Annotated in this window: 19 protein-coding genes; 8 read left to right on the forward strand and 11 right to left on the reverse strand. The window is 52.5% G+C overall.

Features of this window, described 5'->3' with window-relative positions; genetic code table 11:
* Nucleotides 1-100 precede the first annotated feature (100 nt).
* Both dsbB and ACLJTG_RS03475 read left to right on the forward strand, forming a co-directional pair.
* Entirely contained in the window at nucleotides 101-631 is a 531-nt protein-coding gene (dsbB, locus tag ACLJTG_RS03470) for a disulfide bond formation protein DsbB (protein WP_410958890.1), read from the forward strand.
* Between the two features lie 108 nt (nucleotides 632-739).
* Nucleotides 740-1,081, forward strand: a complete 342-nt coding sequence (locus ACLJTG_RS03475; protein ID WP_000018967.1) for a DUF1971 domain-containing protein — start codon at nucleotides 740-742, stop codon at nucleotides 1,079-1,081.
* A gap of 71 nt (nucleotides 1,082-1,152) precedes the next feature.
* Here the strand turns inward: ACLJTG_RS03475 and ACLJTG_RS03480 are convergent, their stop codons facing one another.
* The 5 genes from ACLJTG_RS03480 to ACLJTG_RS03500 all read right to left on the reverse strand — a co-directional run bounded on the left by ACLJTG_RS03480 (nucleotide 1,153) and on the right by ACLJTG_RS03500 (nucleotide 3,548).
* Nucleotides 1,153-1,326: a GnsA/GnsB family addiction module toxin gene (locus tag ACLJTG_RS03480; RefSeq protein WP_001083582.1), complete on the reverse strand. Its 174-nt coding sequence runs from the start codon at nucleotides 1,324-1,326 to the stop codon at nucleotides 1,153-1,155.
* A gap of 191 nt (nucleotides 1,327-1,517) precedes the next feature.
* Nucleotides 1,518-1,655: a hypothetical protein gene (locus ACLJTG_RS03485; RefSeq protein ID WP_001519337.1), complete on the reverse strand. Its 138-nt coding sequence runs from the start codon at nucleotides 1,653-1,655 to the stop codon at nucleotides 1,518-1,520.
* Nucleotides 1,656-2,006: 351 nt separating this feature from the next.
* On the reverse strand, nucleotides 2,007-2,453 hold the full coding sequence (locus tag ACLJTG_RS03490) for a YcgN family cysteine cluster protein (protein WP_001285703.1): 447 nt from the start codon (nucleotides 2,451-2,453) through the stop codon (nucleotides 2,007-2,009).
* 92 nt (nucleotides 2,454-2,545) lie between these two features.
* Entirely contained in the window at nucleotides 2,546-3,205 is a 660-nt protein-coding gene (locus tag ACLJTG_RS03495; protein WP_001519895.1) for a fumarylacetoacetate hydrolase family protein, read from the reverse strand.
* 49 nt (nucleotides 3,206-3,254) lie between these two features.
* On the reverse strand, nucleotides 3,255-3,548 hold the full coding sequence (locus ACLJTG_RS03500) for a YcgL domain-containing protein (protein WP_001525604.1): 294 nt from the start codon (nucleotides 3,546-3,548) through the stop codon (nucleotides 3,255-3,257).
* Nucleotides 3,549-3,673: 125 nt separating this feature from the next.
* On the opposite strand from ACLJTG_RS03500, the gene minC reads away from it, so the two are divergent.
* Genes minC through minE form a run of 3 tightly spaced genes read left to right on the forward strand, consistent with a single transcriptional unit; the run spans nucleotide 3,674 to nucleotide 5,487 of the window.
* A complete protein-coding gene (gene minC, locus ACLJTG_RS03505) occupies nucleotides 3,674-4,381 on the forward strand; it encodes a septum site-determining protein MinC (RefSeq protein WP_021000409.1) in 708 nt (235 codons plus the stop codon).
* A gap of 23 nt (nucleotides 4,382-4,404) precedes the next feature.
* A complete protein-coding gene (gene minD / locus ACLJTG_RS03510) occupies nucleotides 4,405-5,217 on the forward strand; it encodes a septum site-determining protein MinD (protein ID WP_000101047.1) in 813 nt (270 codons plus the stop codon).
* Between the two features lie 3 nt (nucleotides 5,218-5,220).
* Nucleotides 5,221-5,487 carry a cell division topological specificity factor MinE gene (gene minE, locus ACLJTG_RS03515; protein WP_001185666.1) on the forward strand — a complete coding sequence of 89 codons (267 nt, stop codon included), beginning with the start codon at nucleotides 5,221-5,223 and terminating at the stop codon, nucleotides 5,485-5,487.
* Between the two features lie 121 nt (nucleotides 5,488-5,608).
* Here minE and rnd read toward each other — a convergent pair whose 3' ends face one another.
* The 5 genes from rnd to ACLJTG_RS03540 all read right to left on the reverse strand — a co-directional run bounded on the left by rnd (nucleotide 5,609) and on the right by ACLJTG_RS03540 (nucleotide 12,015).
* Entirely contained in the window at nucleotides 5,609-6,736 is a 1,128-nt protein-coding gene (gene rnd, locus ACLJTG_RS03520) for a ribonuclease D (RefSeq protein WP_001109128.1), read from the reverse strand.
* Between the two features lie 72 nt (nucleotides 6,737-6,808).
* On the reverse strand, nucleotides 6,809-8,494 hold the full coding sequence (fadD, locus tag ACLJTG_RS03525) for a long-chain-fatty-acid--CoA ligase FadD (protein ID WP_000758418.1): 1,686 nt from the start codon (nucleotides 8,492-8,494) through the stop codon (nucleotides 6,809-6,811).
* A gap of 204 nt (nucleotides 8,495-8,698) precedes the next feature.
* A complete protein-coding gene (locus ACLJTG_RS03530) occupies nucleotides 8,699-9,280 on the reverse strand; it encodes a Slp family lipoprotein (protein WP_000290594.1) in 582 nt (193 codons plus the stop codon).
* 71 nt (nucleotides 9,281-9,351) lie between these two features.
* A complete protein-coding gene (tsaB, locus tag ACLJTG_RS03535) occupies nucleotides 9,352-10,047 on the reverse strand; it encodes a tRNA (adenosine(37)-N6)-threonylcarbamoyltransferase complex dimerization subunit type 1 TsaB (protein WP_001221017.1) in 696 nt (231 codons plus the stop codon).
* A gap of 57 nt (nucleotides 10,048-10,104) precedes the next feature.
* Nucleotides 10,105-12,015, reverse strand: coding sequence for an ATP-dependent DNA helicase (locus ACLJTG_RS03540; RefSeq protein WP_000128807.1), 1,911 nt, complete (start codon nucleotides 12,013-12,015; stop codon nucleotides 10,105-10,107).
* A gap of 130 nt (nucleotides 12,016-12,145) precedes the next feature.
* Here ACLJTG_RS03540 and ACLJTG_RS03545 point away from each other — a divergent pair, with 130 nt between their 5' ends.
* Nucleotides 12,146-12,490 (forward strand): RidA family protein, encoded by a 345-nt coding sequence (locus tag ACLJTG_RS03545; protein WP_000029550.1) that lies wholly within the window; start codon nucleotides 12,146-12,148, stop codon nucleotides 12,488-12,490.
* A 5-nt stretch (nucleotides 12,491-12,495) separates the two neighbouring features.
* Here the strand turns inward: ACLJTG_RS03545 and ACLJTG_RS03550 are convergent, their stop codons facing one another.
* A complete protein-coding gene (locus ACLJTG_RS03550; protein WP_000457328.1) occupies nucleotides 12,496-12,675 on the reverse strand; it encodes a YoaH family protein in 180 nt (59 codons plus the stop codon).
* 80 nt (nucleotides 12,676-12,755) lie between these two features.
* Here ACLJTG_RS03550 and pabB point away from each other — a divergent pair, with 80 nt between their 5' ends.
* Nucleotides 12,756-14,120: an aminodeoxychorismate synthase component 1 gene (gene pabB / locus ACLJTG_RS03555; protein ID WP_000978464.1), complete on the forward strand. Its 1,365-nt coding sequence runs from the start codon at nucleotides 12,756-12,758 to the stop codon at nucleotides 14,118-14,120.
* 3 nt (nucleotides 14,121-14,123) lie between these two features.
* Complete coding sequence (locus ACLJTG_RS03560) at nucleotides 14,124-14,702, forward strand: CoA pyrophosphatase (RefSeq protein WP_000381544.1); 579 nt, start codon at nucleotides 14,124-14,126, stop codon at nucleotides 14,700-14,702.
* The last annotated feature ends 194 nt before the right edge of the window (nucleotides 14,703-14,896 follow it).

Consider the following 14,896-nt stretch of genomic DNA (forward strand, 5'->3'; position numbering starts at 1 on the left):
TGATAATTATCCAATTACACATTATTTCATTTCCCGCTAGTGGCGCACGAATTGAATTGGTTTACACTGCGGTCTCTACGCATGTTGCAGGGAAATTATTATGTTGCGATTTTTAAACCAGTGCTCACGGGGTCGGGGCGCATGGTTACTGATGGCGTTTACCGCCCTGGCGCTGGAAATGGTGGCGCTGTGGTTCCAGCACATCATGTTACTTAAACCTTGCGTGCTATGTATTTACGAACGTTGCGCCCTGTTTGGCGTGATGGGCGCGGGTCTGGTCGGCGCAATAGCGCCGAAAACGCCGCTGCGATACGTGGCAATGGTTATCTGGATTTACAGCGCCTGGCGGGGTCTACAACTGGCGTATGAACATACGATGATTCAGTTGCATCCCTCGCCGTTCATGACCTGTGACTTTATGGCGCGCTTTCCAGACTGGTTGCCGTTGGGTAAATGGCTGCCACAGGTGTTTGTGGCATCCGGTGATTGCGCCGAACGCCAGTGGTCGTTTTTAACGCTGGAGATGCCGCAATGGCTGTTGGGGATCTTTGCCGCTTACCTTGTGGTGGCGATAGCCGTCGTCATAGCCCAGGCATTTAAGCCTAAAAAACGCGACCTGTTCGGTCGTTGATACACACGCTCCTTCGGGAGCGTTTTTTTTGCCCGAAGCGTTGTTTGCCAGTGATTAAAAGGTGTATATTAAATACATCTTTTAATCACCACATCAGGGAGATGTCTTATGTCCCACTTACGCATCCCGGCAAACTGGAAAGTTAAACGCTCTACCCCCTTTTTCACCAAAGAGAATGTTCCGGCGGCACTGCTCTCTCATCACAACACAGCGGCAGGCGTTTTCGGACAACTCTGCGTGATGGAAGGCACCGTGACCTACTATGGCTTTGCGAATGAAACCGCGACAGAACCAGAAGTGAAAGTGGTGATTAATGCCGGGCAATTCGCCACCAGTCCGCCGCAATACTGGCATCGGGTAGAGCTGAGCGATGATGCGCGGTTCAACATTCATTTTTGGGTAGAGGAAGACCATCAGGGCGAGGAAATGTATCAACAGAAAAAAGCCTGACATCGGTAAACCAGTCACCACTGGGCGGCGTCCCGCCCAGTAGCCAGGTGATTAATGGCGCTAATTAAACGCTAGAGTAGTTTAATTTTAACGTGGTATCCCTCAAGCCCTTTCATCGTTTCTCGCGGCGCGAACTCTATTTCGGAAACCTCTTGCCCGGTTTTCTTCCGTAGTTCGGCGACCTTTTTGCTAATGAGTGCCGCGATTTCCTCTTCTGCTTTATGTGTCAACTCTTCGCTGTTCATTGATTTCCTCCTTTGAACTCGCAAACGGCTAAGCGCAATAAGACAGTGTCGTCATGGACGCGCTACTATTTTAACGTACAAAAAATTATAGGCTATCTTTCTGAGGATTATCAGGATGTTTCGCTTTAGAAGATGTAAAAAACCGCCTGGCACAGACAGTGTATCAGGCGGTTGGTTAATAGCACAAGACGCTATCTACGAGGATCTTCAACCTCATTCTGGGTATCCGGGTCGAGAGGATCGTCTCCCTCTGGCGTATCCGGAATATTTTCACCAGGAAGCGGCTCATCCTCTGGTAATGGATCGACTAAATCAGGACGTTCAGACATAAAGCCTCCAACGAACCATAGTTATTAAAGATACCCTACAGCACTACTTTTGGTTTTTCTTTGGATTTTTTCCTTCGTCTTCGGGTGTCTTATCAGGCTTCCTGGGCTGATCCTTTGAAACGCGCAACGGTTGGTTATTCATGGGGTAACTCCTCAGGATAGGCAGCGATATACTGCTTTGAAAGTATAGAGTCGCCGCCATACGTGCGCGAGCGCAGCGACAAGGCGCGTCAGGGAAGAATAGAAGGCAGTGATAACGCCAGGTGACGGAATTTGCACGCAATTCCTGGTTTCAGGGGCCGCCCGGCGTAAATTAAAGAATTGTAAACAATCAGCCGTTTTGCCGAAGACTTATTCTGCCCACGACGGTTTATTTAAAATATGATCCTGCCAGTCCCGTACTTCAGATTCTTTAACCGCGATATGACGGACAGAAATTCGCTCGCCATGCATAGCAGCTTTCGATCCAGTCAGCAGCGGATGCCACGTCGGCAAGGGCTTACCTTCCGCCAACAAACGGTAGGCGCAGGTCATCGGCAACCATTCAAAGTCTGGCAAGTTTTCGCGAGTGAGTTTGATACAGTCGGGTTCAAATTCAAAACGGCGCTCATAATGACGGCACTGGCACGTTTTAATATTTAATTGCCTGCACGCCACGTTGGTGAAGTAGATTTCATCTGTATCTTCATCCATCAGCTTATGCAGGCAGCATTGACCGCAGCCATCGCACAGCGACTCCCACTCGGCATCGGTCATTTCATCCAGGGTTTTACGTTGCCAGAAAGGTGTATCGCTCATTAAAGTATCCGCCATTGCACTAAAGCTGCACCTTATAACCAGTCTGGCCTGCAGATGCAAGTTTTACCACCGCTGAAGGCGGCAAGCAGATTTTACAGAACGCGGGTAGACAACGTTTCGCCATTAAAACGAATGTCCAGCTCATCGCCGCTTAATAATGGCCCCACGCCTGCCGGCGTGCCGGTTAGCACCACGTCCCCGGCTTTGAGCGTAAAATAGCGGCTCATATAGGCGATAAGAGGCACAATAGGATGAATCATATCCGCGGTCGACCCTTGCTGGCGAACCTCGCCATTAACGTTAAGTCCGATAACCGTATTTTGCGGATCGCCGCAGAAGGCCGCGACAGGGATGAAGCCTGAAATCGGACATGCGTTATCAAAACCTTTGGCTTTTTCCCAGGGCTGTCCGGCCTTTTTCATTTTCCCTTGAATATCGCGCAGGGTTAAATCAAGCGCCACGCCATAACCGGCTATCGCTTTACGTACATGATCTTCGGTCGCCTGGCGGAGCGTTGCGCCAATCAGCACGGCAAGCTCAACTTCATGATGAACAGCGCCCATATCCGCCGGAATCGCCAGCGGCTGGCGAATATCACACAATGCGGTTTCCGGCTTGATAAAAAGCACGGGTTCTTCCGGCGTCGCGCTGCCCATCTCCTTGATGTGATTTGCGTAATTACTGCCCACGCAGACCACTTTACTTACCGGGTAATCAAGCAAGGCGCCTTGCCAGTTACGATGTTGATACATATTTTCCCCTAAGATCATGATGGAATTCAGGCGCGGCACCGAATACCGTTTAACGGTCAGCGGGCGACGTATTTTGTCCCACCGAAGAAAGATGTTGTTTCAGCAAATCTTCCGGCGGCGGCGGCAATTGTAAATAATAGCCCTGCTCGCTTAACGCCTGTTTTACTTTTTCGAGCTCGGCATTGACTAATTTTTTACGTCCATCAAGCGGCAGCATCATCGCTAACTGCGGCTGACCGAATCCTTTCATCAACGCTTCAGGCACCCGCGAAAAATCGTCTTTTTTTTCGACATACAAATAGGTTTGATCGCGCTTGCTACTTCTATAGATCACACAAAACATACTTTTACTCTGAATTAACGGGATGGTGACTTGCCTCAATATAATACTGACTATAACATGCCTTCTGGACTTCGGAATATCACTCCGTATCGGAGATGATAAATAGCAAATTGAGTAAGGCCAGGATGTCAAACACGCCAATCGAGCTTAAAGGCAGTAGCTTCACCTTATCAGTGGTTCATTTGCATGAAGCGGAACCAGAGGTTATTCGTCAGGCGTTAGAAGACAAAATAGCGCAGGCTCCTGCGTTTTTAAAACACGCCCCTGTCGTTATTAACGTTAGCGGTCTTGAAAGACCGGTAAACTGGCCGGAACTGCATAAGATCGTGACCTCAACCGGCTTACGCATTATCGGCGTGAGCGGCTGTAAAGACGCCAGCCTGAAAGTAGAAATCGATCGGATGGGTCTTCCTTTACTGACTGAAGGTAAAGAGAAAGCGGTTCGGCCTGCGCCCGTTGAGCCGGCAACGCCCAGCGAGCCGCCGCAAAACGCTAATCCCATCACAAAAACGCGATTAATTGATGTTCCGGTTCGTTCCGGTCAGCGCATTTATGCTCCACAATGTGATCTGATTGTTACAAGTCACGTCAGCGCTGGCGCAGAGCTTATCGCTGACGGCAATATCCATGTCTATGGCATGATGAGAGGTCGCGCGCTGGCAGGAGCGAGCGGCGATCGGGAAGCGCAAATTTTTTGTACCCATCTGACGGCAGAACTGGTCTCTATCGCAGGTGTTTACTGGCTGAGTGATAAAATCCCGGCAGAATTTTATGGCAAAGCGGCGCGCCTGCGTTTAGCAGACAACGCTTTGACAGTTCAACCGTTGAATTGATCCCTTTTTAACAAGGAATTTTTATGGCACGCATTATTGTTGTTACTTCGGGTAAAGGGGGCGTTGGCAAGACCACCTCCAGCGCGGCCATCGCTACAGGTTTGGCCCAGAAGGGAAAGAAAACTGTCGTCATTGATTTTGATATCGGACTGCGTAACCTCGATCTGATTATGGGTTGCGAACGTCGTGTCGTTTACGATTTTGTAAACGTCATTCAGGGCGATGCGACACTGAATCAGGCGCTGATCAAAGATAAGCGTACTGAAAATCTCTTCATTCTTCCGGCGTCGCAGACCCGGGATAAAGACGCGCTGACGCGTGAAGGCGTCGCTAAGGTACTGGACTCACTGAAAGCGATGGACTTTGAGTTCATTGTTTGCGACTCGCCGGCGGGTATCGAAACCGGGGCGCTGATGGCGCTCTATTTTGCCGATGAAGCGATCATCACGACTAACCCGGAAGTCTCTTCTGTCCGTGACTCGGACCGTATTCTGGGTATTCTGGCATCGAAATCTCGTCGCGCAGAAAATGGCGAAGAACCGATTAAAGAACATCTCCTGTTGACGCGCTACAATCCAGGCCGCGTCAATAAAGGCGACATGCTCAGCATGGAAGATGTACTGGAGATTCTGCGTATTAAACTCGTCGGTGTGATCCCGGAAGATCAATCCGTACTGCGCGCATCGAACCAGGGCGAACCGGTGATTCTTGACGCCACTGCGGATGCGGGTAAAGCCTATGCAGATACCGTAGATCGTCTGTTGGGAGAAGAACGTCCTTTCCGCTTCATTGAAGAAGAGAAGAAAGGTTTCCTCAAACGCCTGTTCGGAGGATAAATTATGGCATTACTGGATTTTTTTCTCTCGCGGAAAAAGAGTACCGCTAATATTGCAAAAGAGCGGTTGCAAATCATTGTCGCGGAACGTCGCCGTAGCGATGCCGAACCGCATTATTTACCGCAGTTACGTAAAGATATTCTTGAGGTCATTTGTAAATACGTACAAATCGATCCGGAAATGGTTACCGTCCAGCTTGAGCAAAAAGATGGTGATATCTCCATCCTTGAACTTAACGTAACGCTGCCGGAAGCCGAAGAGTCAAAATAAGCTCTTTTATGGGAAAATTCCTGGATTAAAAAAGGCAGAAGAATCTGCCTTTTTTATTTTTTTACATTATTCCGAATACGGACATTTATTTCACTGGCCGTATTCCCGGCAATTACCGTCGTTAACGCGGATACTCCTGCAACAGAAGAGTTAACTTCTCCGCCATCAGTTCGGCGCGCCAGCCGGAAATCAATTCCGGTTGCCCATTTTGCGGTTTTAATTTCCAGTGCCAGTTAAGCAACTGATTAATCTGCCGACGCGATGCCAGTAGCTCGCCGCTGACGTGATGCGACGCGCTCACCTCCGCCACCAGCGCTTTGATGGCCTTAAACGCTTTGCGATAGCCCGGCATGTCCATCAGATTCAACAGGGGTTCCGGCAATGCCTCTTCCGGTAGCGCCTGTGCTTTCGCCACCAGCGATATCAACGTCTTGCCGTGAAAACGAATCTCGCTGCCGGAAAGCCCCAGGCTATCCAGCTCACCGAGACTGCCCGGCATATAACGCGCGACCGCCCACAGGTTTTCTTCACGCACAACAAAGTTCACCGCCATATCGCGCTCACGCGCCTTACGTAGCCGCCAGTCAGCTAAAAGTTGCAGACAGGCTAACTGGCGAGTACGCAGTTGCCAGGCATTGGTGATATCCCGCCATGCTTCTTCCGGCGCCTGAATCTCCTGACGACGCTGCTGCATCAATCGGCATTCATCAAGCGCGGCAGGCAGCCATCCTGCGGCTTCAGTTTCAATCATCAGCTTTTTGGCGATCGGTAACAGATACCAGACATCCGCCGCCGCGTATTCACACTGACGTTCGCTTAAAGGCCGGGCTAACCAGTCGGTACGAGACTCGCTTTTGTCCAGCGCCACGCCCGTATACTCTTCTACCATCGACGCAAAACCCCACGACAGCGGACGCCCGCAAAACGCCGCCAGAATTTGCGTATCAATCAGAGGTTCCGGCAGTTCGCCAAACGCATTAAGAAATACTTCCAGATCTTCGCTACCCGCGTGCAGAAATTTGGTGATTCCCGTATCGCGCAACACCGCTTTTAACGGCGACCAGTCACTGATGCCGAGCGGATCGATCAGGGCGACATTTGCCCCGTCAAATAACTGGATCAATCCTAACTGCGGGTAATAGGTGCGGGTACGGACAAATTCCGTATCTAAAGCAATAGCCGGACATGCGCGGACAGCCTCACACAGGCTCGCCAGCGCATCGTCCGTTTCAATCATTTGGTAATTCAAATCGTGTTCTCTTTGGTTCGCGCCAAAAAAAACGCCGGCTTAACCGGCGTCTCTCGTTAGCTGACTTAACGCTCAGGCTTTATTGTCTACTTTGCCACGGGCTTCGTCACGCAGTTCTCGTCGTAAAATTTTCCCAACGTTAGATTTTGGTAATTCCTCGCGAAACTCTACCTGTTTGGGCACCTTATATCCGGTCAGATGGCGACGGCAGAAGGTGATCAACGCATCGTCAGTCAATGCCGGATCTTTCTTAACCACAAAAAGCTTCACCGCTTCGCCGCTACTACCGGAAGGCACGCCAACCGCCGCGACTTCCTGCACGCCAGAATGCTGCATCACCACATCTTCAATTTCGTTTGGATAAACGTTGAAACCAGAAACCAGAATCATATCTTTCTTACGATCGACAATCCGCAGAAAGCCGTCTTCATCCATAACCGCAATATCGCCCGTATGCAGCCAGCCATCTTTAATGATTTCATCCGTCGCGTCAGGACGCTGCCAGTATCCCAGCATAACCTGCGGGCCTTTCACGCAAAGCTCTCCGGCCTCACCCGGCGCGACTTCGTTGTCATCGTCATCCACCAGTTTGGCTTCTGTTGACGGTACTGGCAGGCCGATACTGCCGCTGTGATAATCAATATCATGCGGGTTGACGCTCACCAGCGGGGCGCACTCGGTCAGCCCGTAGCCTTCCAGCAGGTATTGCCCGGTCAGCTTTACCCAACGTTCCGCAACGACGTTTTGCACCGGCATCCCGCCGCCGGCTGACAGATGCAGCGAAGAAAAATCCAGCTGTTGAAACTCTTTATTATTGAGCAGGGCGTTGAATAGCGTATTAACGCCAGTCATCGCCGTAAATGGATATTTCGCCAGCTCCTTGACCAGACCGGGGATATCACGCGGATTGGTAATCAGCAGGTTTTGCCCACCCAGCTCGATAAAAAGCAGACAGTTCATGGTTAAGGCAAAAATGTGATACAGCGGCAGCGCGGTCACTACCAGCTCTTTCCCCGGGTGCAGCAGCGGCCCATAGGTCGCTTTCACCTGCTCCAAATTCGCCAGCATATTGCGGTGGGTCAACATCGCGCCTTTCGCCACGCCCGTCGTACCGCCGGTATATTGCAGGAAAGCCAGATCTTCAGCGACAACCTCGGGTTTGACATACTGCATACGGTAGCCATGCTGTAGCGCGCTGCGAAACGAGATCGCATCTGGCAAGTGGTATTTTGGCACCAGACGCTTGATGTATTTCACGACAAAGTTAACAACCGTACCTTTGGCGGTAGAAAGCTGGTCGCCCATCCGCGTCAGAATAACGTGCTGTACCGACGTTTTCTCGACCACTTTTTCCAGCGTATGGGCAAAGTTAGAAACAATAATGATTGCCGCCGCGCCGCTATCGTTAAGCTGATGCTCAAGTTCGCGCGGCGTGTACAGCGGGTTAACGTTCACCACAATCATGCCGGCGCGTAAAATACCAAATAGCGCGACGGGATACTGCAACAGGTTTGGCATCATCAGCGCCACACGGTCGCCTTTTTTGAGTCCCAGCCCTTGTTGTAAATAAGCCGCAAATGCCCGACTACGTTCTTCTAATTTACGGAAGGTCATTACCTCCCCCATATTGACGAACGCAGGCTGATCGGCATAGCGCGTCGCCGCATGTTCAAACAGTTCAACCAGGGATTGATAACGGTCAGGGTTGATCTCCGCCGGAACATCAGCAGGATAACGGTTAAGCCAAACCTTCTTCAATGCATCACCTCTAAAATGAGTGTTCGTCGTCATCACAACCCCAGTTAATAAACAAGTCGTTAACATTATATTAACTCAGCGTACCAGTTTATTAATTACGCAACTGAAAGGTTGCGAAGCGCGTCACTATTTATTTTTATTATGTCTCTATGAATGCAGAAACAGCGGACCAGCCGCTGTTTCTTTTATTGATAAAACAAAGAGTTACTCTGTTACTATCGTCTGAACCTCTGCGGGTCCAGGGTTATACCACCCCCAACCGCCATAGCCATAAGGCCAAGCGCGTCCGCCGTAAAACCACGGATCGATCGGCTGTGGAGGCATGACGACCTGCTGAACAAGATGCCAGCGTTTATAGCCGGTAGCCTGCATCAGCATAAATTTATACGGCGTATTGCCGATTTTACCGTCAACCGTGCCGGTTATCGGGCCGACAACGGTAACTAACTGGCCACGGAAGTCCACCGGGTCCAGAAAACCGTTCACATCGGCAAAAATTCTGCCGCGCGAGGCTTCGCCCAGAACAGGACGCGCGCCGCTGTCGAGCGGTACGGTCGCGATTTCAAGCCGGGTTTTTCCCTGCTGATTTTGTACCGCCACAACTTTGCCGCCGAAACGCGCCTCTTGCCCGATATAGAGTTGTGGCGCATTCATCACCCGCACCAAATCCTGCTGCGGCGTCGGACTCGAACCTTTAATGGCATCCGGGATAGTCACGCAACCGCTCAGCATAAGCGCAAAAGCGCACGCCAGCGCCCCTTTTATTAACCGTTTTTGAACCGCCATGATGCGACTCCTTTTTCTCGACCTCTATTCCACCCCACAGCATAAAGTATGGGGGGTAATAGTAGTGAGAGTCATTCTTTGCCGGGAAGTTTCTTCCACGCCACTTCGTTACGCAAATAAACCGGCTCGGCATGTTCCACGGCAACGGTCTCTCCTGCCGCCAGCTTTTGACTGGCGATGGGCAACATATCTTCCGCTGCCGGGAGCGACACCTCCCCATCATGAAGCGTCAGGCCGCACTCCTTCGCCAGATCGGGCCACGCGGACCAACCCGTTCCTACCGTCGCCCACTCGCCGGAAAGCTGTTTCAACCGCTCGCCGACCCGTTCCGGTTTCAGCACCGCTTCCGTCTCTTCGCCCTGCCAGACGCCCTGCGCATCACGCTGGTATTCCGCCCAGTACACTTCGCCCATCCGCGCGTCAATCGCGGCGAGTACGCGGGTCGCGCCGGTTTTACGCCACGCGCCCTGCGCCATCGTGGCAAGCGTCGAAACACCGATCATCGGCAGATTTGCCCCTAACGCCAGCCCTTGCGCAATCCCAATGCCGATACGCACGCCGGTAAAGCTGCCCGGACCGCGCCCAAACGCCAGCGCATCTATCTCATTGAGCGAGACGCCGCTGGCGGCCAGAATCTCCTGCACCATGGGCAGGATACGTTGAGTGTGTTCTCGTGGACAAAGCTCAAAGTGAGCATTGATAGTACCGTTGTTCCACAGGGCGACAGAACAGGCCTCTGTGGCGGTATCGATAGCCAGAATTCGCATGAGGTTTCGTGCTTAGATCAATAAAATAGCGCGCATCTTACCATACTCCGTAACAAATTACTCGGCGGATGGAATCGCAAGAAAGCGAACGGCACGGGCGATATCACGCGTGCGCGGCGCAGGAGGCAGGCTGGCGAGAAACGTGGCGCCATAGGGCCGCATCACCAGCCGGTTATCACAAATCACTAACACCCCGCGATCGTCCGCATCGCGAATCAGCCGCCCCACCCCCTGCTTCAGTGTAATCACCGCGTCGGGCAGTTGAACCTCATCAAACGGATCGCCGCCGCGCAAACGACAGTCTTCCATTCGCGCTTTTAACAGCGGGTCGTCCGGGGAGGTAAACGGCAATTTGTCGATAATCACCAACGATAACGTATCGCCGCGCACGTCCACCCCTTCCCAGAAGCTGCTGGTGGCGACGAGCAGCGCGTTGCCGGCGCTAACAAATTGCTGTAACAGTTGGCCTTTACTGGTTTCCCCTTGCAACAATACCGGCAGCGTCATGGTGGCGCGAAACTGCTCCGCCAAATCGCGCATCATGGCGTGTGAGGTGCACAGCATAAAACATCGCCCGTTATTGGCTTCGATAATCGGCCTGAGCATAGCCGCCAACTGTCGCGCCGCGCCGGGCTGGTTGGTTTGCGGTAGGTTACGCGGTACGCAGAGTAACGCCTGGCGCGTATAGTCGAATGGGCTGGGCAGTAGCATGGATTCTGCCTGCTCAATTCCCAGACGGGCGGTAAAGTGGTGAAGATCATCATTTACCGACAACGTGGCCGAGGTAAAAATCCAGCTACCGGGTTTCTGTTCCATCACTTCTTTGAATTTGTCCGCCACGGTGAGCGGCGTCAGCGCCAGGGTGAAATGGCGCGAGGTGCACTCATACCAGTAGCTGTATCCCGGCTGATTGATCTCTTTTAAGCGTTTCAGCCGTGAACGGTATAGCGTGGCGCGTTCAAAAGCCGCATCCAGCAGCGCCGAACGGCCCAGCGACAGTTTCGCCACGTCATAACAAAGCTCCAGCGTATCATCCAGCAGTAAAAATGCCCGTTGGATACGCGAGTCGGCTAACAGTTCACGCAAATTTCCCCGATAGCCGGGCTCCCCCAGTTGCAGACGAAAATCCTGGGCGCTCTGGGCAAGGCGATCGGCGCATTTTTGCAACTGTTGAGTGTCTTTCAGTTCCGTCCGGTAGGCGATGGTGATGTCTTTTGCTAAATCCAGCAACTGACGGCTGGAGAGCGATTGTCCGAAATACTGGCTGGCGATGTCAGGCAGTTGGTGGGCTTCATCGAAGATCATTACTTCAGCCTGAGGGATAAGTTCGCCAAACCCGCTCTCTTTAACCACCATATCCGCAAGAAAAAGGTGGTGGTTTACAATCACCACATCCGCGTCCATCGCCTTTTTACGCGCTTTCACCACAAAGCACTCTTTGTAGAGCGGGCAATCGCTGCCAAGGCAGTTGTCGTTGGTACTGGTGACCAGCGGCCAGGCCTGGGAATCCTCCGCCACGCTGACGCAGGTGCTGATATCGCCATCCCGCGTCTGATTTGACCAGGAGCGCAGCAATATCACGTCGCTTAACGTTTGTACCGGTAAATCGCCGCCCGCCAGCGCTTGTTGTTCCAGACGCTCCAGGCAGAGGTAGTTTGAACGTCCTTTCAACAGGGCCGTCTTACCGGTAAACGCCAACGCTTTTGCTACCGTCGGCAGATCGCGGCTGTAGAGTTGATCCTGCAACGCTTTCGACCCGGTCGAAATAATGACTTTTTTCCCGGCGCGCAACGCCGGAGCGAGGTAAGCATAGGTCTTCCCGGTTCCGGTGCCGGCTTCAACAACCAGAGGCTGCGCATTTTCAATCGCTTGTGTTACGGCAACCGCCATTTGTCGCTGTGGTTCGCGCGGTTTAAAGCCGGTTATCGCTTTGGCCAGTTGGCCATCTGCTGCAAAATCGTCCGTCACACTGCCCCCTGTTAATTTACACAGGGATTATGTCAGGGTAGAAAGGCTTACGCCAGTTACAGAGGTGACGGCGGCGCCACATTGTGGCAGTCTTGAGCCATTCAAATGGAAAGCAAATGAGGAATAAGTGATGTCTATCGTGCGTATTGATGCCGAAGATCGTTGGTCAGACGTGGTGATCTACAATAATACGCTGTGGTATACCGGCGTGCCGGAAAACCTGGACGCCGATGCTTTTGAGCAAACGGCGAATACTCTGGCGCAAATTGATGCGGTGCTGGAAAAACAGGGCTCCAGTAAGTCACGTATTCTGGATGCCACTATTTTCCTGAGCGATAAAGCGGATTTTGCCGCCATGAATAAGGCGTGGGATGCGTGGGTCGTCGCAGGCCATGCGCCGGTACGCTGTACCGTACAGGCCGGGTTAATGAATCCGAAATATAAAGTTGAGATTAAGATTGTCGCGGCGGTATAAGCCGGTTATTCGTCTTCATCCTCAAAACGCGCCACTATCCGTTCGCCGGTATGGTTGGCGCGAAGTTCGCCCGCCACCTGGGCAATCGCTTCTCCGCTGCTCATACCTTGCGACATCAATTCCTGGATACGTTCTACGGCTTTTTGCTGTTGTTCATGACTGAGTGAAGGTAAACCTGCAAACATGATTAACTCCTGCTAAATTGTTAGCGCTAATTATTTCACGCTACCCGGCGGTAAGCCAGTAGTGTTGTAACGAGTCAGGAATGATGAAGACGTTATCTCCCACTGTTATCACCTTACCCTGGCGTCCGGACGCCGCTGAACACTATTTTGCGCCCGTAAATCATTTGCCCTGGGCGATGCTGCTGCATTCAGGTGATGCTATTCATCCCTATAACCGTTTTGATATTCTGGTCGCCGATCCTGTCACCACGCTGACCACGCGCGCGCAGGAAACCACGGTATGTACTGCGCGCACGACTACCGTCACTCTCGACGATCCGTTACACGTTTTGCAGACTCAACTGGAGGCGCTGCCTTTTCATCCTCAGCCTGACCCTGACTTACCCTTTCAGGGCGGCGCGCTGGGTCTGTTTGGTTATGATTTAGGGCGGCGTTTCGAAATTCTGCCCGATACTGCCGCGCGCGATATCGCTTTACCCGATATGGCGATTGGCCTTTACGACTGGGCGCTGATTGTCGATCACCAAAAACAGGTGGTGTCGCTGATAAGCTATCACGATGCAGACGCCCGATATCGCTGGCTCACCAGCCAGCGCGCGCCAACCCGAACGCCCTTCAGGCTTACCTCGGCCTGGCAATCCAATATGACGCGTTGCGAGTATGGCGAGAAGTTTCGTCAGGTGCAGGCCTGGCTGCACAGCGGGGACTGCTATCAGGTCAATCTTTCCCAGCGTTTTCAGGCGAGCTACGAGGGTGATGAGTGGCAGGCTTTCGAACGCCTTAACCGCGCAAATCGCGCCCCGTTCAGCGCCTTTCTTCGTTTACATGACGGCGCCATATTGAGCCTTTCTCCCGAGCGTTTTATCCAACTGGAGAATGGTCATATCCAGACGCGCCCGATCAAAGGTACGCTTCCACGGCTTAACGATCCGCAGGCGGATCGTCAGCAGGCGCAGAAACTGGCCAACTCAATGAAAGATCGCGCTGAAAATTTGATGATTGTCGATTTGATGCGTAACGATATTGGCCGGGTCGCCGTACCGGGTTCGGTGAAAGTGCCGGAACTGTTCGTCGTCGAACCATTTCCTGCCGTTCACCATCTGGTTAGCACCATTACTGCCCGTTTACCGGACTCGCTTCATGCCACCGATCTGCTGCGCGCGGCTTTCCCCGGCGGCTCCATTACCGGCGCGCCTAAAGTGCGGGCAATGGAAATTATCGACGAACTGGAGCCGCAGCGACGCAACGCCTGGTGCGGTAGCATCGGTTATCTGAGTTTCTGCGGCAAGATGGATACCAGTATTACTATCCGCACCGTCACGGCAACGCAGGGCCAACTCTATTGCTCAGCCGGCGGCGGTATCGTGGCCGATAGCAACGAAGAAGCGGAATATCAGGAAACTTTTGATAAAGTTAATCGTATCCTGCACCCACTGGAGAACTAATACGTGGATACCAGCCGTCTGACGCTCGATCATTTCTTATCGCGCTTTCAGCTTTTGCGCCCGCAGATGACTCATGAAACGTTAAATCAACGTCAGGCCGCCGTACTGATCCCTGTGGTTCGCCGCCCCCAGCCGGGGCTGCTGTTGACCCAGCGGGCTATTCATTTGCGCAAACACGCCGGACAGGTCGCCTTTCCCGGCGGGGCCGTGGACAGTACCGATGCTTCGCTTATCGCCGCAGCGCTTCGCGAAGCGCAGGAGGAAGTCGCCATCCCGCCGCAAGCCGTGGAAGTGATTGGCGTTTTACCGCCGGTAGACAGCGTGACCGGTTTTCAGGTCACCCCGGTGGTCGGCATTATTCCGCCAAATCTCCCCTGGCGCGCCAGTGAAGACGAAGTGTCTGCGGTGTTTGAAATGCCGCTGGCGCAAGCGTTGCAACTGGGTCGATATCATCCGCTTGATGTTTACCGTCGCGGCAATTCGCACCGCGTATGGCTCTCCTGGTATGAGCATTATTTCGTCTGGGGCATGACCGCAAACATTCTTCGTGAGCTGGCGCTGCAAATCGGCGTAAAGCCCTGACTGTACACAACGCCATTCACGTTGCCTCAAGGCGGTAACAATCGCCTCCCCCAAAGAGGCAGCCTGAAGGGCAACGTGTATATACTTAACTTTACGCGCGCAAGACACGACTTGAGATTACTGTCGCAATATTAGTAAAAACGCGGTTATTCATTAGTTTAATTCATGTGAATAGTTAAGCTGATGCCAGCGTT

The sequence above is a fragment of the Salmonella sp. SAL00672 genome, from assembly GCF_046552175.1.
GTDB classification, from domain to species: Bacteria; Pseudomonadota; Gammaproteobacteria; order Enterobacterales; family Enterobacteriaceae; genus Salmonella; species Salmonella enterica.